General features: G+C 69.6%; 19 protein-coding genes and 1 tRNA gene. 2 read left to right on the top strand and 18 right to left on the bottom strand.

What is annotated here, in order from left to right:
* Positions 1-282 precede the first annotated feature (282 nt).
* The 6 genes from K344_RS0109330 to K344_RS0109355 form a co-directional block, all read right to left on the bottom strand.
* Positions 283-1,749, bottom strand: a complete 1,467-nt coding sequence (locus tag K344_RS0109330) for an efflux transporter outer membrane subunit (protein ID WP_084197215.1) — start codon at positions 1,747-1,749, stop codon at positions 283-285.
* Positions 1,750-1,753: 4 nt separating this feature from the next.
* Complete coding sequence (locus tag K344_RS0109335) at positions 1,754-2,959, bottom strand: efflux RND transporter periplasmic adaptor subunit (RefSeq protein ID WP_028080446.1); 1,206 nt, start codon at positions 2,957-2,959, stop codon at positions 1,754-1,756.
* A complete protein-coding gene (locus K344_RS0109340; RefSeq protein WP_028080447.1) occupies positions 2,946-6,137 on the bottom strand; it encodes an efflux RND transporter permease subunit in 3,192 nt (1,063 codons plus the stop codon). The genes K344_RS0109335 and K344_RS0109340 overlap by 14 nt, the downstream gene beginning before the upstream one ends.
* Positions 6,138-6,239: 102 nt before the next feature.
* On the bottom strand, positions 6,240-6,917 hold the full coding sequence (locus tag K344_RS22995) for a response regulator transcription factor (RefSeq protein ID WP_051362076.1): 678 nt from the start codon (positions 6,915-6,917) through the stop codon (positions 6,240-6,242).
* Positions 6,917-8,380: a sensor histidine kinase gene (locus K344_RS21010; RefSeq protein ID WP_084197217.1), complete on the bottom strand. Its 1,464-nt coding sequence runs from the start codon at positions 8,378-8,380 to the stop codon at positions 6,917-6,919. Before K344_RS21010 ends, K344_RS22995 begins: the two co-directional genes overlap by 1 nt.
* 3 nt (positions 8,381-8,383) lie before the next feature.
* Positions 8,384-9,064 (bottom strand): response regulator transcription factor, encoded by a 681-nt coding sequence (locus tag K344_RS0109355; protein WP_028080448.1) that lies wholly within the window; start codon positions 9,062-9,064, stop codon positions 8,384-8,386.
* 118 nt (positions 9,065-9,182) lie between these two features.
* On the opposite strand from K344_RS0109355, the gene K344_RS0109360 reads away from it, so the two are divergent.
* A complete protein-coding gene (locus K344_RS0109360) occupies positions 9,183-11,318 on the top strand; it encodes a site-specific recombinase (protein WP_245586175.1) in 2,136 nt (711 codons plus the stop codon).
* A gap of 51 nt (positions 11,319-11,369) precedes the next feature.
* Here the strand turns inward: K344_RS0109360 and K344_RS0109365 are convergent, their stop codons facing one another.
* Positions 11,370-11,705: a hypothetical protein gene (locus K344_RS0109365; protein WP_028080450.1), complete on the bottom strand. Its 336-nt coding sequence runs from the start codon at positions 11,703-11,705 to the stop codon at positions 11,370-11,372.
* A 268-nt stretch (positions 11,706-11,973) separates the two neighbouring features.
* Between K344_RS0109365 and K344_RS0109370 the strand changes: the two genes are divergently transcribed.
* Positions 11,974-13,617, top strand: coding sequence for an isovaleryl-CoA dehydrogenase (locus tag K344_RS0109370; protein WP_028080451.1), 1,644 nt, complete (start codon positions 11,974-11,976; stop codon positions 13,615-13,617).
* Positions 13,618-13,946: 329 nt separating this feature from the next.
* Here the strand turns inward: K344_RS0109370 and K344_RS0109375 are convergent.
* The 11 genes from K344_RS0109375 to K344_RS0109425 all read right to left on the bottom strand — a co-directional run bounded on the left by K344_RS0109375 (position 13,947) and on the right by K344_RS0109425 (position 24,536).
* A tRNA-Pro gene (locus K344_RS0109375) sits at positions 13,947-14,023 on the bottom strand.
* 79 nt (positions 14,024-14,102) lie between these two features.
* A complete protein-coding gene (locus K344_RS0109380) occupies positions 14,103-14,537 on the bottom strand; it encodes a MerR family transcriptional regulator (protein WP_028080452.1) in 435 nt (144 codons plus the stop codon).
* Entirely contained in the window at positions 14,521-14,817 is a 297-nt protein-coding gene (locus K344_RS0109385) for an integration host factor subunit alpha (RefSeq protein ID WP_028080453.1), read from the bottom strand. The genes K344_RS0109380 and K344_RS0109385 overlap by 17 nt, the downstream gene beginning before the upstream one ends.
* Positions 14,818-14,838: 21 nt before the next feature.
* Positions 14,839-17,208: a phenylalanine--tRNA ligase subunit beta gene (gene pheT, locus K344_RS0109390; RefSeq protein ID WP_028080454.1), complete on the bottom strand. Its 2,370-nt coding sequence runs from the start codon at positions 17,206-17,208 to the stop codon at positions 14,839-14,841.
* A gap of 86 nt (positions 17,209-17,294) precedes the next feature.
* Positions 17,295-18,299, bottom strand: a complete 1,005-nt coding sequence (gene pheS, locus K344_RS0109395) for a phenylalanine--tRNA ligase subunit alpha (RefSeq protein ID WP_028080455.1) — start codon at positions 18,297-18,299, stop codon at positions 17,295-17,297.
* Positions 18,300-18,406: 107 nt separating this feature from the next.
* Entirely contained in the window at positions 18,407-18,769 is a 363-nt protein-coding gene (gene rplT, locus K344_RS0109400) for a 50S ribosomal protein L20 (protein WP_028008748.1), read from the bottom strand.
* Positions 18,770-18,784: 15 nt separating this feature from the next.
* Positions 18,785-18,982 (bottom strand): 50S ribosomal protein L35, encoded by a 198-nt coding sequence (rpmI, locus tag K344_RS0109405; protein WP_028080456.1) that lies wholly within the window; start codon positions 18,980-18,982, stop codon positions 18,785-18,787.
* A 181-nt stretch (positions 18,983-19,163) separates the two neighbouring features.
* A complete protein-coding gene (gene infC, locus K344_RS0109410) occupies positions 19,164-19,682 on the bottom strand; it encodes a translation initiation factor IF-3 (protein WP_157622860.1) in 519 nt (172 codons plus the stop codon).
* Positions 19,683-20,005: 323 nt separating this feature from the next.
* Positions 20,006-21,250, bottom strand: coding sequence for an MgtC/SapB family protein (locus tag K344_RS0109415; RefSeq protein ID WP_028080458.1), 1,245 nt, complete (start codon positions 21,248-21,250; stop codon positions 20,006-20,008).
* The gene (locus K344_RS0109420; RefSeq protein ID WP_028080459.1) at positions 21,217-23,589 is read right to left on the bottom strand and encodes a GNAT family N-acetyltransferase; all 2,373 of its coding nucleotides are present in this window, start codon (positions 23,587-23,589) and stop codon (positions 21,217-21,219) included. The genes K344_RS0109415 and K344_RS0109420 overlap by 34 nt, the downstream gene beginning before the upstream one ends.
* Positions 23,586-24,536: a histone deacetylase family protein gene (locus K344_RS0109425; protein ID WP_028080460.1), complete on the bottom strand. Its 951-nt coding sequence runs from the start codon at positions 24,534-24,536 to the stop codon at positions 23,586-23,588. Before K344_RS0109425 ends, K344_RS0109420 begins: the two co-directional genes overlap by 4 nt.
* Positions 24,537-24,664 lie beyond the last annotated feature (128 nt).

The following is a 24,664-nucleotide window of genomic DNA, read 5'->3' on the forward strand; positions in this document are numbered from 1 at the left end:
CGGTGTTGAGAGCGCGGCGTGCGGTTTCGAGCCCTCTCCTCCCGACGGGAGGAGAGGGTTGGGTGAGGAGGGTGCCGCGGCGCGCGCGGCGGGTTCGGTGCGCGATGCAGGCGCCCACCTCCCCTGGCCCCTCCCCCCGCGAGCGGGCGGAGGGGGATCGAATTGAAAGAGCGGCGCGTTTCTTCGAGCCCTCTCCTCCCACCGGGAGGAGAGGGTCGGGTGAGGAGGGCGCTGCGGCGCGCGCGGCGGACTCTGCAAGCGCGGCGACGGACGCGTGTGCGATTACGGCGCCGGGTCGATCGTCGTGGGCGGTTGTGCCCCTGCATCGGCCGACCAGCCGCCGCCCAGCGCGCGGATCAGTGCAACGCTGGCGCGCAGGCGGTTGGTGTCGATGGTCACGCTGTCGCGTTGCGTGGCGAGCGCCGAGGCTTGCGCGGTGGTCACGTCGAGGAAGTTCGTCGCGCCTTCGCGATAGCGCGTCATCGCGTAATCGACCGACTTCTGCGCCGACTCGACAGCGAGCGCCTGCTCTTCGGCGGCGGTCTTGTAGCGTGCGAGCAGGGCCAGGTTGTCTTCGACCTGCGCGAAGGCGGCGAGGGCGGTGGCGCGGTAGTCGGCGCCGGCTTCGTCGAGGGCGGCGCGCGCCTGGCGGATCTGTGCTTCGCGCAGGCCGCCGTTGAACAGCGTCAGCGCGAGATTCGGACCGGCGGCCCAGAACAGGTTCGAGGCCTTGAACCAGTCGGTGCGCTCGTAGCTCGCGTAGCCGACGCTGCCGCCGAGGCTGAAGGTCGGGAACCACGCGGCGCGCGCGATGCCGACATTGGCGTTGGCGGCGGCCGTGCGCCGCTCGGCAGCGGCGACGTCCGGGCGGCGCTGCAGAAGGCTTGCCGGCACGTCGGTCGGGATGCTCGGCACGTCGAGCTTGTCGGTGCGCGGCTCGAGCGTGAAAGTCGACGGCGATTCGCCGATCAGCACGGCGATCGCGTGTTCGAGCACGGCGCGCTGCGCGGCCGTGGTTTCGACCTGCGCCTTCGCCGCCTGCAGCTGCGTGCGCGCGCGGGCGACGTCGAGCCCGGAGGCGACGCCGGCGGTCTGCCGCGACTGCGTCAGCTCCAGCGCCTTCTGGTAGGTGATGGCGGTGTCGCGCAGCAGCTGGCCGGCGATGTCGAGGCCGCGCAGCTGCAGATAATCGTCGACCAGCTGGGCCTGCAGCGAGAGGCGCGCCGATTCGAGATCGGCGCCGGCCGCCGCGAAGTTCGCATTGCCGGCCTTCACGGCATTGCGCACGCGGCCCCAGAGATCGAGCTCATAGCTCGCCGACACGCCGAGCGTGTTGTTGCCGTAGTGCTCGGGCAGCGAGCCGCTCGGCGGCTGCAGCTCGGCGCTGCGATCGCGCTCGACCTTACCGCCGAGCGAGAAGCTCGGGAACAGCGCTGCCTGCGCCTGGTCGCGATAGGCCTTGGCCTGGTCGTAGCGCGCGAGCGCGGCGGCGAGATTCGGGCTGTTGCGATTGAGGCCATCGACGAGCGCGTTCAGATCGGCGTCGCCGTACAAGGTCCACCAGCGGCCGCGCGGCAGATGATCGGCCGGCGTGGCGGGTGTCCAGTCGCCGTCGGCGGCTTCCTTGTAGTGCTCGCCGACCGGCACGGCCGGCACTTCGTACTGCGGCGCGAACGAGCAGGCCGCGAGCGCCGACAGCGTCAGCGTGCCGAGCAGCGGCCGCAGCGCGATGCGGAAGGGCGCGTGCATGGTTTCAGCTCTTCTTCGGCGCGGGCGCGGCGGCCGGCCCCTCGGCGTGGCCCGGCGCGGGCTTTTCGGCGACACGCACCGTGTCGCCTTCGAGCAGCGAATCCGGCGGGCTGTCGATGATGCGTGCGCCGGCGTCGAGGCCGGACACTTCGACGAGCTTGCCGAGATCGCGCGTGATGGTGATCGGCTTCATCGCCACCTTGTCGTCGGCGCCGAGCGTCGCCACGTGCATGCCGCTGGCGTCGAAGATCAACGCGCTGGCGGGCACGCTGCTGCCCTTGGCGCCGCCGGGCAGGGCGATGCTGACGTCGGCGTAGCCGCCGGCGAGCAGGGCGCCGTCATGGTTGTCGACGGCCATCTGCACGAGCGTCGCGCCGGACGTCGCGCTGACCGCGCGCGCCGTGCTCTCGATGCGCGCGTCGAAGCTGCGGCCCGGATACTCCGGCACCGTCAGCCGCGCGGCCTGGCCGATCTGGATCGACGGCATGTAGACCTGCGGCACCTGCACGTAGACGCGCAGCGTGCGGGTGTCGGCGATGGTGAACAGCGGCGTGCCGCTGCCGCTCGTGCCGATCAGCGCGCCGACGTCGGTGTTGCGCGCGGTGATCACGCCGTCGAACGGCGCCAGCACGCGCTTGAAGCCCTGCGTCGCGACCAGGCGTTCGAGATTGGCGCGCGCCGAGGCGGCGGCGGCCTGCTTGGCGGCGGCATCACCGGTCTTCTCGTCGACTTCCTGCTGCGAGACGGCGTCGCTGCCGAGCATCGACTGCCAGCGCTTGGCGGTGCTCGTCGCGAGTTCGGCGTCGGCTTCGGCCTTGGCGAGATCGGCGCGTGCCTGCGCGAGCTGCTGGTCGAGATCCGGCGCTTCGATCTCGGCGAGCACCTGGCCGGCCTTCACCGGCGTGCCGATGTCGGCGCTCCAGCTTTTCAGATAGCCGTTGGCGCGCGCGTAGATCGGCGCCTGCGCGTAGGCCTCGAGGCGGCCCGGCAGCTGCAGGCTCGCCGCCGCGCCGGCCGGCTGCGGCGTGACCACGGTGACGGTCGGGATGGCGTGCGCGTCCGTCCACTCGCGCAGCTGGCTGGCGCTGCGCGCGCGCGTCGTCAGGCCGATGGCGACGATCGCCGCCAGCACGACGACGGCGACGATGCCGGCGGTGCGCAGGCCGCGCGGCGCGACGGGCGTCGGTGCGGAGGAGTTAGTGGGCGACATGGGCTTCTCCCGCGGGGGCGGACGGTGAGGGCGTGGCGCGCCGGTGGCGCGCGTGGACGATGCTGAACACCACCGGCACGAAGATCAGCGTGGCGGCGGTGGCGAAGATCAGGCCGCCGATGACGGCGCGGCCGAGCGGCGCGTTCTGCTCGCCGCCCTCGCCGAGACCGAGCGCCATCGGCAGCATGCCGATGACCATGGCCAGCGCCGTCATCAGCACCGGACGGAAGCGCACGAAGCCGGCCTCGAGCGCGGCCTGCGTGGCATCGCCGAGATGGTCGAGGCGCTCGCGCGCGAAGGCGATGACCAGGATCGAGTTGGCGGTCGCCACGCCCATGCACATGATCGCGCCGGTCAGCGCCGGCACCGACAGCGTGGTGTGCGTGGTGAACAGCATCCAGACGATGCCGGCCAGCGCCGCCGGCAGCGCGGTGATGATGACGAACGGATCGGCCCAGGACTGGAAGTTGATGACGATCAGGAAATAGATCAGTACCACGGCGCCGAGCAGGCCGAACAGCAGGCCGGAGAAGGCCTGGTTCATCGTCATCACCTGGCCGCGCAGCGTGGCGGTCGTCGCCTTCGGCGCGTCGTGCGCGCTGTCGGCGATGACCTTCTGCATGTCGGAGGCCACGGCACCGAGATCGCGGCCCTGCGGCGTCGCGTAGATGTCGACTACCGACATGATGTCGCGGTGCGTGACGACGGCGTCGCTCATGTCGCGCTGGATGGTCGCCATGCTGCCGAGGATCTGCGTGCCGTCGGCCGTGGCGATCGGCAGCGACTGCAGATCGGAGAGGGAATCGAGCCTGTACTGCGGCACCTGCGCGACGATCGGGTAGGACACGCCGTTCTGCGGGTTCAGCCAGAAGGTCGGCGACACCTGGCTGGAGCCGACCAGCGAGATCACCATGCTGTTGGTGACATCCCTGGCGGTGGCGCCGGCCTGTTGCGCGCGCGAGCGGTCCATGGCGATGTTCAACGTCGGATAGCGCTGCGACTGCTGGATGCGCGCGTCGGCGACGCCCGGCACCAGGCGCAGCTTGCGCAGCAGCGTGCGGGCGTAAGCGAAGTTGGCGTCCTCGTGCGGGCCGCGGATCTGCAGGTCGATCGGCGCCGGCGCGCCGAAGTTGAGGATCTGGCTGACGATGTCGGCGGGCAGGAAGGAGAACGTCACGCCGGGAAACTGGCGCGGCAGTTCCTCGCGCAGCCGCTGCACATATTCGGCGGTCGGCCGGTGATCCGCCTTGAGCGCGATCTGGATGTCGCCGTCCTGCGGGCCGATGGTGCCGGTGTTGTTGTAGGTGTTGTTGATGCCGGAGATCGGCAGGCCGATGTTGTCGGCGATCGCCGCCAGCTCGTCCGGCGGAATCACCTTGCGGATCGCCTGCTCGATGTGCGCGAAGCGCTGCGAGGTTTCCTCCAGGCGCGTGCCGACCGGCACGCGCGCGTGGAGCAGGATCGCGCCGGAATCGACCGACGGGAAGAAATTGCGGCCGAGGAAGGGCACCAGCAGCATCGACAGCGCGACGAAGGCCAGGAAGCCCGGCACGAACACGCGGCGATGATGCAGGGCCAGCGCCAGCAGGCCGTGATAGCCGTGCCGCAGGCCCTCGAAGCGCGCCTCGAAGCTGCGCTGGAACCGCACCAGCGGATTGCGCGAGACGGGCTTTTCCTCGTGGCCGTGCGCGCCGCCGTGCGGCTGGAGCAGGTACTTCGCCATGGTCGGCACCAGCGTGCGCGACAGCAGGAAGGAGCACAGCATCGCGAACATCACCGACATCGCCATCGGCACGAACAGGAAGCCGGCGATGCCTTCGAGGAAGAACATCGGCACGAAGACGATGCAGATGCACAGCAGCGACACGAAGGCCGGCGTGACGATCTGCTGGGCGCCGTCGAGAATCGCGGTCTCGACGTCCTTGCCCTGCTCGAGATGCCAGTTGATGTTCTCGATCGTCACCGTGGCGTCGTCGACGAGAATGCCGACCGCGAGCGCGAGGCCGCCGAGCGTCATGATGTTCAGCGTCTGCCCGGACAGCGACAGCAAGGTGATCGCGCCGAGCACCGACAGCGGGATCGACACGGCGATGATCACCGTCGAGCGCCAGGAGCCGAGGAACAGCAGCATCATCAGGCTGGTCAGCGCCGCGGCGATGGCGCCTTCGCGGATCACGCCGCTGACGGCGCCGCGCACGAACAGCGACTGGTCGCCGATCAGGTCCATCTTCAGGCCGTCCGGCACCAGATCCTTGAGCTCCTCGACGCGCTTGCGGATGCCGTCGACGATGTCGAGCGTCGACACCGCGCCGTTCTTGAACACGGTGATCAGCACCGAGCGCCCGTCGTTGACGTGCACGATGTTGCTCTGCACGGCATTGCCGTCGTGCACGTAGGCGACGTCGCGGATGTAGACGTTGGTGCCGTTGACCGCCTTGATCGGCAGATCGTTGAGTTCGTCGAAGCCGAGCGGCGAGTTGTTGAGCTTCACCGTGTAGTCGAAGCTGCCGATCTTCTGCGTGCCGACCGGCAGGATCAGGTTCTGCGCGGCGAGCGCGTTCGACACGTCCTGCGGCGACAGGCCGCGCGCCTGCAGCTTGGCGTTGTCGATGTCGATCATGATCTGCCGCGACTTGCCGCCGAACGGGAACGGCACCGCGGCGCCCGGCACGGTGACGAGCTGCGTGCGGATCGTGTTGAGGGCGAGGTCGCCGAGGTTCTGCTCGGAGAAGCCGGTGCCCGACAGCGCCAGCTGGATGATCGGCACCGTCGAGGCGTTGTAGTTGAGGATCAGCGGCGGCGTGGTGCCGGCCGGCAGCTGCTTGAGCAGGGTCTGCGCGATGGCCGTGACCTGCGCGTTGGCGGTCTGGATGTTGACGTTCGGCTGGAAGAAGACCTTGACGATGCCGAAGCCGACCAGCGAATTCGACTCGATGTGCTCGATGTCGTTGACGGTGGTCGTCAGCACGCGCTCGAACTGCGTGGTCATGCGCCCGGCCATCTGGTCCGGCGGCAGGCCGCTGTACTGCCAGACCACGGCGATCACCGGAATGCGGATGTCGGGGAAGATGTCGGTCGGCGTGCGCAGGTAGGACAGCGGCCCGACGATCAGGATCAGCAGCGCCAGCACGACGAAGGTGTATGGGCGCGACAGCGCGATTCTGACCAGAGCCTGCATGAGCCGATCCTGCGAGAGCGGGAGGGCGCGCAGTATGGACAGCGGTGCTTAGCGAGCGGCTGTCGGATTCATGAAAAAAACTTCATGTCCGCCACAAGGGCTTCAGCGCAGCGAAACCGGGCCCTGCAGCCGGTAGCCGAAACCGCGCAGCGTCTGCAGCGCGTTCGGCGCGCCGAGCGTCGCCAGCTTGCGGCGCAGGCGTGAAACATACAACTCGATGCGCTCCGGCCGTGGCTCGCTTTCCTCGCACCACAGATGCTGCCACAGCACGTCGCGACTCACCGCATTGTCGGCGGCGCGGCCGAGCAGGAACAGCAGGGCATGCTCGCGCGGCGGCAAGGTCAGTTCGCGGTCGCCGTAGCTGGCGATGCGCGCGCGCAGGCCGATGGTCAGGCGCGAGGAGCGCGCCCGCGGGCAATGATGGCCGGCGCCGATCACGGCGCGCCGCAGCAGCGCCTGGATGCGCGCCTCGAGTTCGATCAACGCCAGCGGTCGCCGCAGGCAGGCATCGGCGCCGGCGCGCAGCACGGCCGCGGCCGGTGTCGGACTGTGCTCGCCGCCGATCACCAGCAGCACCGCGTGCGCCGGGCGCAGCGCGGTCCAGCGCCGGATGCGCGCCGGGTCCGGCACGGCGAGATCGCAGACGATGACCTGGTGGCGGCTCTCGGCGATCGCCCAGTCGGCCTCGCCGGGCTGCAGCGTGTGCACGGCGTGGCCGGCCTGGCGCAGCGCCTGACGCAGACGCGCGTCGACCGGGTCGGCGATGTAGAGGGTGCGCATCAGCGTGTTCCGGCGCCGATCGCCAGGTCCTGCGGCACGCAGAACAGCGAAACGCGCGTGCCGCCGCCTTCGCCTTCGCTGATCTCGAGACGGAAGCCGTGCAGGCGCACGATCGCCGAGACGATGCTGAGGCCGAGCCCGAAGCCCGGCGCCTGCCGCGTGCCGTCGCTGCGGTAGAAGCGCTGCAGCACGGCGTCGCGCTCGCCGGCCGGGATGCCGGGCCCGGTGTCGACCACGCAGATCTTGGCGCCGCTCTCGTGCGCCTTCAGGCGCAGGCGCACGGTGCCGCCGCCGGGCGTGAACTTGATGGCGTTGCTGACCAGGTTGCTGATCGCCTCGAACAGCAGCTCGCGATCGGCCGCGATCCGCGGCGCCGATTCGAGCGCGAGCCGGATCTGCACGCTCTTGTCCTCGGCGAGCGGCGCGTAGAGGTCGTGGATGTCGCGCAGCAGGGCGCCGAGATCGATCTCGGCGAAGCCGGCGCGGCGCCGCAGGTCTTCCATCTCCGAGATGCGCAGCAGCGCCGAGAAGCGCTGCAGCAGGGCATTGACGTCGCCGATGCAGTGCTCGATCAGGGCGCCGCGTTCGTCGTCGCCGCCGGTCTGCTGCTGCAGGCGGTGCAGCTGCGCGCGCAGGCGCGTCAGCGGCGTGCGCAGGTCGTGCGCAATGTTGTCGCACACGCCCTTGACTTCGACCATCAGGCGTTCGAGCTCGGCGAGCATGGTGTTGACGATGCTCGCCAGCAGATCGAGTTCGTCGCGGCGCCGGCTGACCGGCAGGCGACGGTCGAGATTGCCGCGCATGATCGGCTGCACGGCGGCTTCGATCGCGCGCACGCGGCGCAGCGGGCCGCGGCTGAGCAGGTAACCGCCGATCAGGCCGGGAATCAGGGTCAGCGACAGCGCCCACAGCAGGCTCTGGCGCAGGATCACGCCGACCTGATCGAGGACGCGCGTGCTGCGCGCCAGCACCATCACCTCGCCGCCGTCCAGGCGCAGCGCCAGCGCGCGCACGGCGGCGTGGCGGCTGTCGCGGCGATCGCTGCGCTCGATCCCGTCGCGCAGCAGGCGCACGCGGCCGTCGACCGGCAGGCCGCCGGGCAGCTGCGTGATGTTGCCGCTGCGGTAGCGGCCGTCCGGCGCGAACAGGCCGTAGGCCATCACGCCCTGCAGGTCGACCTGGCTTGCCGCGGCCATCGCATCCGGCAGCCGCGCGCGCTCGATCGAACTCAGATAGTGCGCGCGCTGCTCGAGAATCTCGTCGACCACGGTCGACAGGTAGCTGCGCGTCTCCCAATGCACGACGCCGATCAGCACCGTGCTCCACAGCACGAACAGCGCGCCGTAGATCAGCAGCAGGCGCGTCGAGGACGAGCGCCATGACGCGCGCGGCGCGGCCGCGGCATCGGCGGCGCGCGTCTCCGGGCGTGCCGTCGCGCGCAGGTCGCTGTCGAACGGCGACATGATTCAGCCCGCCTCGGCGATCATGTAGCCGGAGCCGCGCACCGTGCGGATCAGCGGCGGCAGGCCGGCGCGGTCCACCTTCTTGCGCAGGCGGCCGATGTGCACGTCGATCAGGTTGGTGCCCGGGTCGAAATGGAAGCCCCACACGGTCTCGAAGATCATCATGCGCGTCAGCACCTGGCCGGCGTTGCGCATCATGAATTCGAGCAGGCGGAACTCGGTCGGCAGCAGTTCCAGCTCGACGCCGTCGCGGCGCGCGGTGCGCGTCATCAGGTTCAGTTCGAGATCGCCGACGCGCAGTTCGGTGGCCGGCGCGGCGCTGCGGCTGCGCCGCATCAGCACCTCGACGCGCGCCGCCATCTCGTCGGGCGTGAACGGCTTGGTCATGTAGTCGTCGCCGCCGGCGCGCAGGCCGCGCACGCGCTCGTCGACGTCGGACAGCGCGCTGAGCATCAGCACCGGCGTCTCGACGCCGACCTGGCGCATGGTGGTGACGATGGCGAGGCCGTCGAGGCCGGGCAGCATGCGGTCGAGCGTGATGGCGTCGTACTGATGGCTGACCGCCTTGACCAGGCCCTCGCGGCCGTTGTCGATCCACTCGACCTCGATGCCGTGCACGGCGAGCTCGGCCATGATCTCTCGTGCCGTGACCTCGTCGTCTTCGATCGTCAGAACTCTGGGCATAGCGTCAGTCGTCAGCGGAACCGCCGAATCGGCGAGACCTTACTCCATGCGCCAGCGGTTCCCCAAGTGGCGGTCAGGCGATTCCGGCGCCCGGCGTTCTGTGCCAGCCTTGCCGGACATGAACGCTTCCGCCCCGCTGCCCGCCGTGCCGCCGCCCGACGATGCCGATCCGCAGGCGCCGGCGCGCAGGCGCATGACCCTGCGCCGCTGGTGGTCCGGCCTGCCCGACGCCGCGCAGCGCGCTCGCGCGCTCGACACCGCGCTGCAGGGCCTGATCGCCGCCGATGAAGCGCGGCGCCTGCCGGCGCTGCGCGCGCTGATCGCCGCGGTGCGGCCGGCGCGTCCGCAGCTCGCCAACGTGGCGCGCGCCCAGCTGGTCAACCTGACCCAGCGCGTGCGCGAGAATCCGGCGCAGCGCGCGGCCCTGCGCGAAGCGCTGCTCTGGCTGCTCGGCACGCGCCAGCCCTTGCGCCTGCTGACCGAATCCGGCGTGCTCGCCCACGAGGGCCTGGTCGCGGCGCTGTGGCGCCGCCTCACCGATCGCGTGCTGCCCGAGGAATGGCGGCCGGACGAGCTGAAGGACTGCCTGCATTACCTGTTCGACGACGCGCGCGATCATCAGTGGATCGATGCCGTCGACGACACGGTGTGGATCGCCTTGCTCGACGCCCTGGATTTCTCGGCGAGCGCGGCCGGCGAGCGGCCGGCCATGACGCTGCCGATTCTCGAGGCGCTGCAGGTCATCTCGTACCGCATCGCCGCGATCGGCCTGGAACCGGAGCTGGTGCGCAACCATCCGGCGATCGAGCGCTACGAGTCGCCGTTCCTGACCCAGAACGTCGAGCTGCACGCCTTTCTCGAAGCGCGCAAGAAAGCGGCGGCGGAGCCGGGCGCGGCGACGCTCGACGACAAGCACCTGCTGGTGCTGCTCGAGCAGTGCCGCGAGATCGTCGTCAAGGTGCGCAAGCAGGCGGCGCAGAGCGGCGCCAGCATCAGCCTGACGGTGCTGCTGGTGCGCCTGTCGCAGAACCTCGAACGCCTGCGCCTGCTGCTGCGCCTGCTCGAGGACCGGCCGGCGCACGAACTCAATGTGCTGCGCGTCGGCTTCTTCAAGGTGCTGGTGCGTGCGGAGAACCAGCGCAACAGCGTGCCGCAGATGTGGCGGCAGATCAGCGAGCTGCTCGCCGCGCGCATCACCGAGAACGCCAGCAAGACCGGCGAGCACTACGTGACGGCGACGCGGCGCGAATACTTCGCGATGTTGCGCTCGGCGCTCGGGGCCGGCTTCATCGTGCCGTTCATGGCCCTGCTCAAGCTGGCGATGGGCGCGACACCGCATTCGCCGCTGATCACCGCCCTGCTCTACAGCCTCAACTACGGACTCGGCTTCGTGCTCATCTATCTGCTGCATTTCACCATCGCCACCAAGCAGCCGGCGATGACCGCCTCGTATCTTGCCGCCAGCATCGCCAATGCCGAAGGCAGGGACCGCCTCGGGCCGCTGGTCGAGCAGATCGTGCGCACGCTGCGCACGCAGCTGGTGGCGATCTTCGGCAACGTGCTGTTCGCGTTCGCCGTGCCGGTGGCACTGGCGATGGCGGTCTACGCCAACACCGGCCACCCTCTCGTCGGCGTCGACAAGGCGCGGCACCTGCTGCACGACCAGAATCCGATCGCCAGCCTGGCCTGGCTGCACGCGGCGATCGCCGGCGTCTGTCTGTTTCTCTCCGGCCTGATCTCCGGCTACTTCGACAACAAGGCGGTCTACAACCGCATCCCGCAGCGCCTGCAGCAGGTGCGCGCGCTGCGCCGCCTGCTCGGCCCGGCGCGTCTCGCGCGGCTGGCCGCGTATCTCGAGAATCATCTCGGCGCGCTGGCGGGCAATTTCTTCTTCGGCTGCATGCTCGGTTCGATGGGCACGCTCGGCTTCATCGTCGGCCTGCCGCTCGACATCCGGCACGTGACCTTCTCGTCGGCCTACGCCGGCTACTCGCTGGTGGCGCTGGACTGGAACATCGGCTGGCGCGACGGAGCGCTGCTGGCGCTCGGCATTGTCGGTATCGGCCTGATCAATCTGACGGTGAGTTTTTCGCTGGCGCTGCGCGTCGCCCTGCGTGCGCAGCAGGTGCGCTTCGAGGATCGGCGCGCGCTGCTGCGCACGCTCGGCCGGCGCTTCATCGCGCGGCCCGGCGAATTCTTCTGGCCGCCGCGCGGAGCGCAGGACGCAGCGGACGGCCCGCGCCATGCGCGATGAGCGCAGGCCCGCGGCCCTGCCAGGTCCGTGGACGACCGCCGCGGCGACGCATCAGGGGCGCAGCGCGTAGAGCCACAGCAGGCCGAACGCGGCGCTTGCCGTCGGCACGGCGCGCTGCAGCGGACGCAGGGCGCCGGCGTGACGGCGCAGGCTCTGCAGCAGGACGCGGAGCCCGCACAGCGCGCCGAGTGCGATCAGCCAGTGCTGAAAGGCGACCAGCGGGCCGACGCTGACGTTCCACAGGGCGAGCGCGGTGCCGTTGAGCATGACCGCCGCCAGCCAGTGTTCGAGCTTGACGGACCGCTCGTGCTCGTCGCGCGCCTCGCGCAGGCTGCGCAGGAGCGCGGCGGCCATCAGGGTCCAGGCGATTGCATCGATGATCGTCATCTCGTGGCTCCGGCAGCGCTCGCGCGTGAACGCGGATGTGGCGCAGGGCCACATCGAAAGGAGAGCTGCCGGCGGCGGGGCGTGCCGTGGAGGTGGCGAGTCGGCCGGGGGGAGGAGAACCCGGCCGCGTAAATGATAATGATTTTCATATGTCACGCAAGACCCTGTCCGGCAAGCCGCATCTGGCCGCAACGACGGCCACGCCGGACCGTGGCGGCGAATGCGGCGGCCCGCCGGCGCGACTATTCTCGGCCCATGGAGGACACCGATGACTCATGCCGAACGATTCCTGACGCACAGCGTCGACAACCAGGCGCCGCCGCTGCTCGACTACAACGCCTATCTGAGCGATCCCGCCCTGCGCGAGGCGGTGGCGCGCGAAGGCGGCGGCTGGGCCGAGGCGCATCTGTCCGCCTACGGCGCCGTGACGGGCGGCGAGATGATCGCGCTCGGCTACGCGGCCAACGAGAACAAGCCGAAGCTGAGGGCCTACGACCGCTATGGCCACCGCATCGACGAGATCGAATTCCATCCGGCCTACCACCGCGTCATGCAGCTCGGCATGCAGTACGGCGTGCATGCCTTCGCCTGGCGCAACGCCGACAAGCCGGGCGCGCACGTCGCCCGCGCCGCGATCTCGTATCTGCACAATCAGGCCGAGGCCGGCAGCAGCTGCCCGCTGACCATGACGCACGCCGCAGCGCCGGCGCTCGCGCATTCGCCGGACGTCGCCAGGCGCTGGCTGCCGCAGATCCATTCGTATGAGTACGACCCGCGCCTGCTGCCATTCGCTCAGAAGAAGGGCTGCACCATGGGCATGGGCATGACCGAGAAGCAGGGCGGCTCGGACGTGCGCGCCAACAGCACGAAGGCGTATGCGCAGGCGGACGGTTCGTACGAGATCGTCGGCCACAAATGGTTCTTCTCGGCGCCGATGTGCGATGCCTGGCTGGTGCTCGCCTACGTGGATGCCGGCCTGACCTGCTTCCTGATGCCGAAGCTGCGGCCGGACGGCTCGCGCAACGCGATCCACATCCAGCGCCTGAAGGACAAGCTCGGCGACTGGAGCAACGCGTCGAGCGAGGTCGAATTCCTCGGTGCCTGGGCCGAGCGCGTCGGCGAGGAAGGCCGCGGCGTGTCGACGATTCTCGAGATGGTGGCGCTGACGCGCCTCGACTGCATGATCGGCTCGGCGAGCCTCATGCGACAGGCGACGGTGCAGGCCGTGCATCACGCGCGCCATCGCAAGGCGTTCGGCAAGCTGCTCATCGATCAGCCCCTGATGCGCAACGTGCTCGCCGATCTCGCGCTCGAGACCGAAGCGGCGACGGCGCTGACCCTGCGCGTGGCGCGCGCCGTCGATGCGGCGCCGCGCGACGCCGGCGAGGCCGCCTTCGCGCGCATCGCCACGGCGATCGGCAAGTACTGGATCTGCAAGCGCTGCCCGCCGCTGGTCAACGAGGCGCAGGAATGTCTCGGCGGCGCCGGCTACGTCGAGGACGGCCCAATGCCGCGCCTCTACCGTCAGGCGCCGCTCAATTCGATCTGGGAGGGCAGCGGCAATATCCAGTGCCTCGACGTGCTGCGCGCCATCGGCAAGGAGCCGGAAACGCGCGAAGCCCTGTTCGCGGAGCTGCTCGGCGCGCGCGGCGCGCACGCCGATCTCGATCGCGAGATTCACTGGCTGACCGAGGCCTTCGACGATCGCACGACGCTTGAACTGCGCTCGCGCATGGTGGTCGAGCGCATCGCGCTGGCCCTGCAGGCAGCGATTCTGCTGCGCGCCGGCAATGACGACGTCGCCAGCACCTGGTGCGCCAGCCGTCTCGGCGGCGAGCACGGGCTCAATTACGGAACGCTGTCGGCGCAGACGCCGTTCGAGGCCTTGCTGGTGCGGGCCTTCGCAGCCTGAACGGCGAACCGGCTGACCAACGGTCGATGCGAATCGACCGTCCGCGCCCATCGCCGCGCTCGACGCGGGCGGGAGACGGCGGCGGACATGGACGGCCGCCATCCGACCTGTGCCGCACAGGCTCGTCGCACGGCGCCGCTGCGCGGAGCGAACACCGCGGAAATTCGAAGAATTGGCGGGTCTGGGCGAGAGGATTTGACGATGCCATCGGCATCGAGCGAGCACCCGCGCAGCGGGCGCGGAGCCCGGAGCGTCAGCGCAGGGTTCGCCGCAGGCGAACAAGCTCCGGCACCGCACGCGCGGCGAGGGTGAAAGGTCGAAGAATTGATTGGTCGGGGCGAGAGGATTTGAACCTCCGACCACTTCCACCCCAAGGAAGTGCGCTACCAGGCTGCGCTACGCCCCGACGAGAGGCTGGTGATGCAAGGGTGCTGCGGGGGCGCGCAGTGTAGCGAACGGCGCGGCCGATGGGAAAGCGCCGCGGACTACTCTGGGAACAGGCGCAGCAGGGACTCGAGTTCGTCGCGCAGGTTCTTGATCTCCTGCGCGCGGCCGCCGGCCGGCGCGGCAGCGAGCGGCACCGGGCGCGGCTTGCCGATCGCCACGACCGTGGTCGTGCCGTGTACGTTGTCGCTGCCGCCGTGACGCGGCATTTCCTTGAGGCGCTGGCGCGCGCCGCCGATCGTGAAGCCCTGTTCGTAGAGCAGGCTGCGGATGTGGCGCACCATCTGCACGTCATCCTGCTGGTAGTAGCGGCGGTTGCCGCGCCGCTTCACCGGCTTGAGCTGCGGAAACTCCTGCTCCCAGTAGCGCAGCACGTGCGGCTTGACGTCGCACAGTTCGCTGACTTCGCCGATGGCGAAGTAGCGCTTGCGCGGAATGTCGGGCAGGACGGCGAGCGGTTTATCGACGGGTCGCATCGGTTTCCACTCGCAGGCGGAGCTTCTGACCCGGGCGGAACGTGACGACGCGACGCGCGGAGATCGGAATCTCCTCGCCGGTCTTCGGATTGCGGCCCGGGCGCTGGTTCTTCGAGCGCAGTTCGAAGTTGCCGAAGCCGGACAGCTTGACCTCTTTGCCGGCCTCGAGACGACCACGGATTTCTTCGAAAAAGAGATCGACGAACTCCTTGGCCTCGCGCTTGTTCAGCCCAAGGTCTTCGAACAGCGCTTCCGCCAGTTCGGCTTTGGTCAAGGCCACAGACGATTCCCCGATTCTTCACTACTGCCGAATGACGGCGCCCAGATCACGCATCAAGGCCTGCGTAATGGCCGAGCTGGCCGCATCGATCTCTTGCAAAGTTAGGGTGCGCGAGGCGTCATTGAAAAGCAAGCCCAGTGCAACACTTTTCTCGTTCTCGGCGAGACCTTTACCACGATAAATGTCGAAAACCCTGACGTTTGTCAAAAAGCCGACGCCGGCGCCGGAAATGCAGTGCAGAACCTGCTCGGCGCTGACCGATTCCGGCAACACGATCGCCAGGTCGCGACGCGACGACGGAAACTCGGACAGCGCCTCGGCCTTCGGGACCTTGACGTCGCGCATGGTCTCCCAGTCCAGCTCGTAGACCAGGGCGGCCTCCGGCAGGTCGAGGCGGCGCACCAGCTGCGGGTGCAGCTCGCCGATCCAGCCGCAGGGCGTGCCGGCGCGCCGGACGCGCGCGCTGCGCCCCGGGTGCAGGGCGGCATGTTCGGCGGCTTCGAAACGGTACTCGCCGACGCTGTTGCCGAGCAGAGCGATGAGCTCCGCCTTCAGATCGTAGAAATCGACCGGGCGGCTGGCGCTGCTCCATTGCTCGGGCAGGGCGCGGCCGGCGGCGAGCGCGGCGATGCGCGATGTCTCGACGACGGCGCCGCCGCGCAGCGTGAAGCAGACGCCGGCCTCGAACAGGCGCACGCGGTCCTGCTGGCGCGCACGGTTGTACAGCCAGGCCGGGATGAGGCCCGCCCACAAGGTGGTGCGCATCACCGAGAGGTTGTCGGCGATGGGATTGTCGAGCGGAATCGCCGGCACCTCGGGGTTCAGCGCCTGCTGCAGCGCCGGATCGACGAAGGCCAGCGAAATGATTTCCTGCCAGCCGCGCGCCGCGGCCACTTCCTTGATACGCAGCAGCGGCCGGCGTGCCTCGCGCGCTTGCGAGGGCGCCAGCTGCGCGGCATAGGGCCTGCCGGGAATCCGGTCGTAGCCGTACAGGCGGCCGACTTCCTCGATCAGATCAGCCTCGATGCGCAGGTCGTAGCGATAGCTCGGCACGCGCGCGATCCAGGCGTCGCCGACTTCGGCGCGCAGCGTGATGTTGAGGCGGCCGAGCAAGACTTCGACTTCCTTGGCGGCGATCTCGTGGCCGAGCACCTGCACGAGGCGCGAACGGCGCAGGCGGATCGACACCGGATCGGGCTGGCTGCGGCCGACCTGCGTGACCGGATGCGTCTCGCCGCCGCAGATCTGCAGCACGAGCTGCGTCGCGCGGTCGAGCGCCTGGCGCTGCAGGCCTGGATCGACGCCGCGCTCGAAGCGATACGAGGCGTCGGAGGCGAGCTTGTGGCGGCGGCCGGTGCCGGCGACCGCGGCCGGCGCGAAGCAGGCCGACTCGAGGAAGATGCGCGTCGTGCCGTTCTGCACGCCGCTGCCGAGGCCGCCCATGACGCCGGCCAGCGCGACCGCGCCGGAGTCGTCGCTGATCAGCAGCTCGCGGTTGCGGCACGCGATCAGCTGTTCGTTGAGCAGGCGGATTTCTTCGCCGTCGCGGGCGCGGCGCACGCGCACGCTGCCCGACAACCTGTCGGCGTCGAAGGCGTGCAGCGGCTGGCCGAGTTCGAGCATCACGTAGTTGGTGATGTCGACGACCGGATGGATGCAGCGGATGCCGGAGCGGCGCAGGCGCTCGCGCATCCAGTCCGGCGTGCGCGCCTTCGGGTTGAGCTTGGAGACGACGCGGCCGGCATAGTTCGGGCAGTCGTCGACGCTCTCGACCTCGACCTTGATCTGCTGATGGCCCTCGACGACGACCTGCGCCTGCGCCGGCCGCTTCATCTGCACGCCGTACAGCGCGGCGACGTCGCGCGCCAGGCCAAGCACGGAGAGGCAGTCGCCGCGGTTCGGCGTGATTTCGAGGTTGAGCACCTTGTCGGGCAGGCCGAGATGCTGCTCGATCGGCGCGCCGACCTTGGCGTCGGCATCGAGTTCGAGCAGGCCGTCGGACTTGTCGGACAGTGCCAGCTCCTTCGCCGAGCACAGCATGCCGAAGCTGTCGACGCCACGCAGCTGCGCCTCGGTGATCTTCAGGCCCCCCGGCAGTTCAGCGCCGACCAGCGCGCACGGCACCTTGATGCCGACGCGCGCGTTCGGCGCGCCGCAGACGATCTGCAGCGGCGTGCCGGTTCCGGCGTCGACCTCGCAGACCTGCAGGCGATCGGCCTGCGGATGGCGCTCGGCCCGGGTGATCAGGCCGACGACGACCTTGCTCGCCGTCTCGCTCAGCGCCGGCTCGATCTCGAGTTCGAGGCCGCCCATCACCAGGCGCTCGGCGATCTGCTCGACGGTGGCTGCCGGGTTGACCCACTCGCGCAGCCAGTTTTCGCTCAATTTCATAGGACGTGATCGGTGATTCGTGATGGATGATTCGTGGATGGCGTTTGGCTTTGCGAATCACCAATCACCGATCACGAATCGCGCTGTCATCGGAACTGTTCGAGGAAGCGCAGATCGTTGTTGAAGAACAGGCGCAGATCGTCGACGCCGTAGCGCAGCATCGCCATGCGCTCCATGCCCATGCCGAAGGCATAGCCCGAGTATTTCTCGGAATCGATGCCGACCGCTTCGAGCACCTTCGGATGCACGACGCCGCAGCCGAGCACTTCCAGCCAGCGCCAGCTGCCATCCGGCAGCGTCCACCTGATGTGCACGTCGGCACCCGGTTCGACGAAGGGGAAGTACGACGGCCGGAACAGCGCCTCGATGTCGCGTTCGAAGAAGCGCGAGAGGAAAGTCTGCAGGTCGTATTTCAGATCGGCGAGCGAGACCTTCTCGGCGACGTACAGGCCTTCCATCTGGTGGAACATCGGGCTGTGCGTGCGATCGGAGTCGACTCGGTAGACGCGGCCCGGGCAGATGATGCGGATCGGCGGCTTCTCGCGCTGCTGCATCGTGCGGATCTGCACCGGGCTGGTATGCGTGCGCAGCAGGCGCTCGCCGTTGAGCACATAGAAGGTGTCCGCCATCGCGCGCGCCGGGTGTGCTTCCGGAATGTTCAGCGCGCCGAAGTTGTGGAAGTCGTCCTCGATCTCCGGGCCTTCAACTCTCTCGAAACCCATCTCGCCGAAGATCTCGGCGATGCGCTGGATGGTGCGCGTGATCGGGTGCAGGCCGCCGCTTGCCTCGCCGCGGCCGGGCAGGGTGACGTCGATGCGTTCGGCGGCGAGCCGTGCCGCGAGCGTCGACTCGGCGAGCGTCGCGCCGCGCGATTCCAGGGCCGCCGACAGCGCATCCTTGGCGCGGTTGACGCGCTCGCCGAAGGCCTTGCGCTGGTCCGGCGCCATGCCGCCGAGCTGCTTGAGCAGTTCGGTGACGCGGCCCTTCTTGCCGAGCAGTTCGACGCGCAGGGTCTCCAGCGTCCGTTCATCACCGCAGGCCGCGATGTCGGCCTGCGCCTGCTGCACCAGTTCTTCGATTGGGTCGGTCATGTCTGCGGTCTGCGCGCCGCCGCGCGCGGTGTTCGGAAAACAAAAAAGGGGAACGGCCAAGCGCCGCTCCCCTTCGCAACAGCTAGATAACGACGGGCTGGCTGTGCTTAGGCGACGCCGAGCTGGGCTTTCGCCTGGGTCACCAGAGCCGCGAACGCCGCCTTGTCGTGAATCGCCAGATCCGCGAGGACCTTGCGATCGAGGGCGACGCCGGCCTTGGCGAGCCCGTTGATAAATCGGTTGTACGACAGACCGAGTTCCTTGGTCGCCGCGCCGATGCGGACGATCCACAGCGAACGGAATTCGCGCTTCTTGACGCGACGGTCGCGGTAGGCGTACTGGCCCGACTTGATGACCTGCTCCTTGGCGGAGCGGAACTGGCGCGACTTGGCGCCGTAGTAGCCCTTGGCCTTCTTCAGGACCTTCTTGTGCTTGGCGCGGGCGGTAACACCACGTTTGACGCGTGCCATGGGTTATCTCCTCGCTTAGGCGTACGGCAGCATGATGCGGACTTCGCGGACGTCCGACGCGTGAACCTGCGCCTCGCCACGGAGCTGACGGATGCGCTTGCCCGACTTCTTGGTCAGGATGTGGCGCTTGTGCGAGTGAGAGCGCTTGAAGCCACCCTTACCAGTCTTGGAAAAGCGCTTGGCGGCGCTTTTCACGGTTTTCATCTTCGGCATGACAAAACTCCTTTTTCAAACCACTGCTGCCGGTTTCACATCCTTGCCAAGGAGCTGACCGGGCCCCCTCCGGCGGAGAGGGACTTTTTCTCGAGTTTCGGGCGCTTCGCCCGCTTCCCGCGTCACCGAAGCACGAGGCTTCGCTGATTGCGGCCGGCGCCTCGCGGCACCGGCCTTGTTCTTACTTCTTCTTCGCCGCCATCACCATCACGGACTGGCGACCTTCCATCTTCGGGTGCTGCTCGACCGCCGCGAGCTCCACCAGTTCGGCCTTCAGACGCTCCATGACCTGCATGCCGAGCTCCTGATGCGCCATTTCGCGGCCGCGGAAGCGGACCACGATCTTGACCTTGTCCCCCTCTTCCAGGAAGCCCTTGATCTGCCGGAGCTTGGTCTGGTAGTCGCCATCCTCGGTGGTCGGCCGGAACTTGATTTCCTTGATCTGGATCTGCTTCTGCTTCTTCTTCGCAGCGTGCGCGGCCTTGTCCTTTTGGTAAAGGTACTTGCCGTAATCCATGATCTTGCAGACCGGCGGTTCCGCGTTCGGCGAGATCTCCACCAGATCGAGCCCTGCTTCTTCGGCCTTGGCGACGGCGTCACGCGTCAGCATGATGCCTACCTGGGCGCCGTCTTCCGCGATGACGCGGACCCGCGGCGCCGTGATCTGGTAGTTGCGCCGGTCTTCTCGTTCAAAAGCGATGCGACATTCTCCTGATGAATCCGCGCGATCGGCGCGAACCGGAACTCGAACGCTGGACAAAAAGTGGCCTGCCGTTCGAGGACAAGGGCGCGCATTCTACGGACCCGCGACCGATCGCTCAAGGGGACGGGCGCAATTGCTTCGCGCGGACGCCGGCCACCGCGCGGCCCGCCGGGCTTTGGAGCGGCGCGTGAGGCCGCGGCGCCCGCGGCGCCAGCGCTCGCCGCTCGCTTCCAGCACCGTCGAGCGGTCGCCGCGGAGGTTCGCGGAACGCCTGCGGCCGGCGAACTCGGTCGGCGGCAAGGGCAGCACACGGGCCGCGCTCAAGCGGCGAGCCGCCAGCCAGCACAGAGTCCGGCGACGCCGAGCAGGTAGCCGGCGGCGACGCTGCGCGCCGGCGCCACCCCGCCGATGCCGAGCACCAGGCCGAGCTTGAAGACCAGATTGGCGGCGAAGGCGATCAGCACGACGGCGACCACCGCCGACGCCTGCAGCTGCGCGCCGCTGAACATCTGCAGGGTCGACAGCGTGATCGCATCGAGATCGGTGAGGCCGGAGATCGCCGCCACGACATAGACGCCGCGCGCGCCGAACCAGTGGTGTGCCGCCGCCGTCAGCACCAGCACGACCGAGAACAGCAGCGCGAAACCGAGCGCGGTCTTGATCTCGGCGGGATTCTCCACGGCCATGCTCATCTTCGGCTGCTGCGGCGGCAGGCGGCGCCAGATCCACAGTGGCACCAAGAGGCCGGCGGCGGCGGCGCCGAGCAGCGCCGGCAGAAGCTGCGGCAGGATGGCCGGCGCGACGAACGCCGACACCGCGCCGAGGCGCAGCAGGACGGTCAGATTGGCGAGCAGCACGCCGAGCGCGGCGAGCGCCGGCGGCGCGGCGCCGCTGCGCGTCTGTCGCGACAGCGCCAGCGTCGTCGCCGTGCTCGATACGAGGCCGCCGAGCAGGCCGGTCAGCGCCACGGCGCGCTCGCCGTCGAAGAGCCGCAAGGCCGCATAGCCGGCGAGATTGATGGCGCAGACCAGCACGGCGATGAGACCGATGCGCGCCGGATTGAGCGCCGCGAAAGGGCCGTAGCCGCGATCCGGCAGCAGCGGCAGCAGCACGAAGGCAAGCACCGCGAACTGCAGGAAGGACAGCAGCTCCTCGCGCGTCAGGCGGTGCGTCAGGCCGTGCAGCTCGGCCTTGAAGTACAGCAGCAGGGTGACGACCACGGCGATCGCCACGGCGAGATAGGTCGCGTGATACGCGAGCATCGCGCCGAGCAGGAAGCACAGCAGCAGGGCGACGCCGGTGGTGATGCCGGGATCGCGGGCGCGCGACGGATCGCGCAGATCGCCGGCCAGCCACAGCGCGACGATGCCGAGCAGCGCGGCCGGCAGCAGCCACAGGCTGCCGCTCTCGCTCGCCAGCCAGGCCGCGGTGGTGCCGGACAGCGCCGCCAGCGCGAAGCTGCGCAGGCCGGCGCTGCCGGCGGCGGCGCGTTCGCGCTCGAGGCCGATCAGCAGGCCGATGCCGAGGCTGATCAGATACGCGCGAGCGATCGCATAGTCGTCCATGCGCTGGGCTTCTCCTGCGGGACGTCGAGGATCACGCGCACGCAGCCCGGATCGTCCGGATGGCGCTCGCGACGGAAGCCGAGGCTTTGCGCGAGGCTCAGCATCGGCGTGTTCTCCAGCAGCACGTCGCCCCAGATGCGGCGGATGCCGCGCTGTGCGCCGTAATCGAGGATCGCCAGCATCAGCTGGCGGCCGAGGCCGATGCCGCCGAAGTCGTGATGCACCAGCGCGGCGAACTCGGCCTCGCTGCCGGTCGGGTCGGAGACCAGGGTCGACACGCCGGCGATGTCGCCCGGCCGCGTGTCGGCTTCGGCGACGAAGGTCATCTCGCGGTCGTAGTCGATCTGCGACATGCGCGCCGCCATCGAATGCGTGAACTGGCGGATGTATCGGAAGAAGCGCAGGCGGATCTCTTCCGGATCGAGCGCCGACAGCATGCGGATCAGGGCCGGCTCGTCGGTGGGGCGGATCACGCGCAGCGTCATCGTGCGCTGTCCTTTCAGCGGCGCAGCGCGCTGCAGCGCCTGCGGATACGGCGCCAGCGCCAGGCGCGCGCGTTCCGGCGGCGCCTCGGCTTCGGCGATCAGGCGCGCGTAGCCGACCTCGGCGATGCCGATCGCCGGCAGCAGGCGCACGTCGGCTTCGAGCAGGCGCGGCTGTTCGACGGCGAGCTGCGCCAGGCGCACGACCGCCGTCGCGTAGTCGGCGGCGCGCAGGCCCTGGGCGGCGCGCTCATCGCCGCCGAGGCCGATTTCCGCGAGCAGGGTCCGCGCCAGCACGTCGTCGAGCGGCGGCAGCGCGTAGGCCGTCAGCGCCGCCGTCGAGGCCGGATCGAGACGCGCCTCGAGATGCAGGCCGAGTTCCGGATGGCGGCGGATGCGCACGCGCAGGCCGCGGCCGGCGGCTTCCGCCCACGCCGCCGGCTGCAGCCCGTAGGCGCGCAGCAGCGCGGCGGCCTCGGCGGCCGGCAGGGTCCAGTGATCGTCGCCGTGCGGCGGCTTGGGCAGCGACGGTGTCGTGCCGCCGTGCGCGAGCGGATCGAGCGTCGGCGTTTGCATCAGCAGTTCCTGCGTGCGGCGATGCTCGCGGCGGTAGCGCAGCGCGCGTGCCGCCGCTTCGACGGAGGCGAAGGCGGCGATGCCCCCGGCCGCGCACAGGCGCAGCGCCGGCTGCGCGCGCTCCTGACCGAGGAACACGACGACCAGCCGTTCACGCAGCTTGGTCGCGACCAGCCGCCGCGCAAACGCCTCGTCGTCGCGGCCCGGCGCCGGGCTGCGCACGAACATCACCAGATCGACGCCCGGCGCATCGAGGGTGCCGCGCAGCGCTTCGATGGTGCGGTCGTCGTCGGCGAGGCCGACGTCGAGCCATTGCGCGTCGGCCGCCGACGCCGGCAGGTGCTCGCGCAGGCGCCGCCAGGCATCGTCCTGCGGCGCCACGCTGCGGAGCCCTTCGCGCCACAGCGAGGCGCGCGCCAGCTGGCAGATGCCGTTGCCGGTGCCGAGCACGGCGACGCGTCCCTGCATGGCTTCGCCGATGCGCGCCAGCGCGGCGAGCGCGCTGAAGATCGCGGTGATGCGATCGACCTCGACCAGACCGGCGCGGCGGAAGGCCGCCGACAGCACCGGATCGGCCGGCTGCGCCGTCACGTCGTTGGCGTCCGGCGTCTGCAGCACGACCACCGGCTTGCTGCGCGCGCAGGCGCGCGCCGCCGACATGAACTTGCGCGGACTGCGGATGTGCGAGAGCTGCAGCACGACGGCCTGCGTGGAAGGATCGAGGGCGGCGTAGTCGAGCAGGTCGGCGACGTCGACGTCGGCTTCGCCGCCGGTGACGGCGGTCCACGAGAAGCCGAGCGCGTGGCCGGCGGCCCAGTCGAGCGCGGCGGCGGCGATCGAGCGCGACTGCGCGATCAGTGCCGTGGTGCCGGCCGCCGGCAGGCCCCAGGCCGACAGGCTCAGCGTGCGCGCGTGCGCGGCGCCGGAACTGCCGGGCCCGAGCACGCGCAGCGTCTCGTCGCGGCCGGCGCGCAGGACCGCTTCCGGCACCGGCGTGTCGGGCAGCCAGATCAAGGCCCGGCAGCCGTGCTCGGACAGGCCGCGCACGAAGGACGGCGTCATCTCGCCGGCATCGAACACCACGCCGAGCTCGCAGCCCTGCAGATCACGAATGCGTTCGCAGGTGCGCCAGCCTTCGCGCGTGTGCCCGAACAGCGCGCGCTGCGCGTCCGGCAGGCGATCGAGGCGGGCCAGCAGTTCGCTGGCCGGCACGTCGGCCGGCTGGCCGATGCCGAGCACGCCGCGCGGTCGGAACAGCGATTCGACGTGGCGGATCGTCATAGCGGCAGGGCGTCGCCACCGAGGAAAGGCGTCAGGAAGGCCTCCACGCTGCGCGCGAGGGCGGTCAGATCGTAGCCGCCTTCGAGCATCGCCAGCACGCGGCCCTGCGCGGTGGCCTCGGCCAGCTCGCGGATGAAACCGCCGATCCAGCGGAAGTCCTCGTACTGCAGGCGCAGGTCGCCGAGCGGATCGGCGGCGTGCGCGTCGAAGCCGGCCGAGGCGATGATCAGTTCCGGCTGCTGCCGTTCCAGCGCCGGCAGCCAATGCCTGACGACGTGTTCGCGGAACGCCGCGCCGTCGGCGAACGGTGCCAGCGGCGCATCGACGAGATTGCGCCGCGCCGGATCGCTGTGCCAGTGCGGATACAGCGCGTGCTGGTACGTCGAATACAGGACGATGCGCGGCTCGTCGACGATGCAATCGGCCGTGCCGTTGCCGTAGTGCAGATCGAAATCGACGATGGCGACGCGCCGCAGGCCGCGCGCCAGGGCGTGCTTGGCGGCGATCGCGGCATTGCTGAAGTAGCAGAAGCCCATCGGCCGCGCGCGTTCGGCGTGATGGCCCGGCGGACGCACGGCGCAGAAGGCGAGGCTGGCGCGGCCGTCGAGCAGCAGATCGGTGCCGAACACGCCGGCGCCGGCGGCGCGCAGGGCGGCGCTGATCGTGTATCGGGTCACGGCGGTGTCGGCGTCGAGCTCGCAACGCCTGTCGCCGATATGGCGCAGGCCGAGCATGCGGTCGATGTGCGCGCCGTTGTGCGCCCGCGCGAGATCTTCGCGCCGCGCTTCCGGCGCCTCGAAATGCTGCATGAAGTCGGCGTAGCCGCAGGCGATCATGCGGTCCTCGATCGCCGCCAGACGCAGCGGCGACTCCGGATGCCCGGGCGCGATTTCGTGGCGCCGGCAGTCCGGGTGCGTGATCCAGGCGACGGGCAGCGAGGCAGGCATGCGCGGGCGGTTGGGGAACGTGAAACCCATTCTGCCCAAGTCGCCGCGCGCTGACACTTACGCAGATCAATGAATTCGCGTCGCGACCCCGGCAGGCGGTCGCCGCGGCGGGTTCACCGGCAATTCAG

Origin of the sequence: Solimonas soli DSM 21787 (assembly GCF_000474945.1) — a bacterium.
Taxonomy (GTDB): domain Bacteria; phylum Pseudomonadota; class Gammaproteobacteria; order Nevskiales; family Nevskiaceae; genus Solimonas; species Solimonas soli.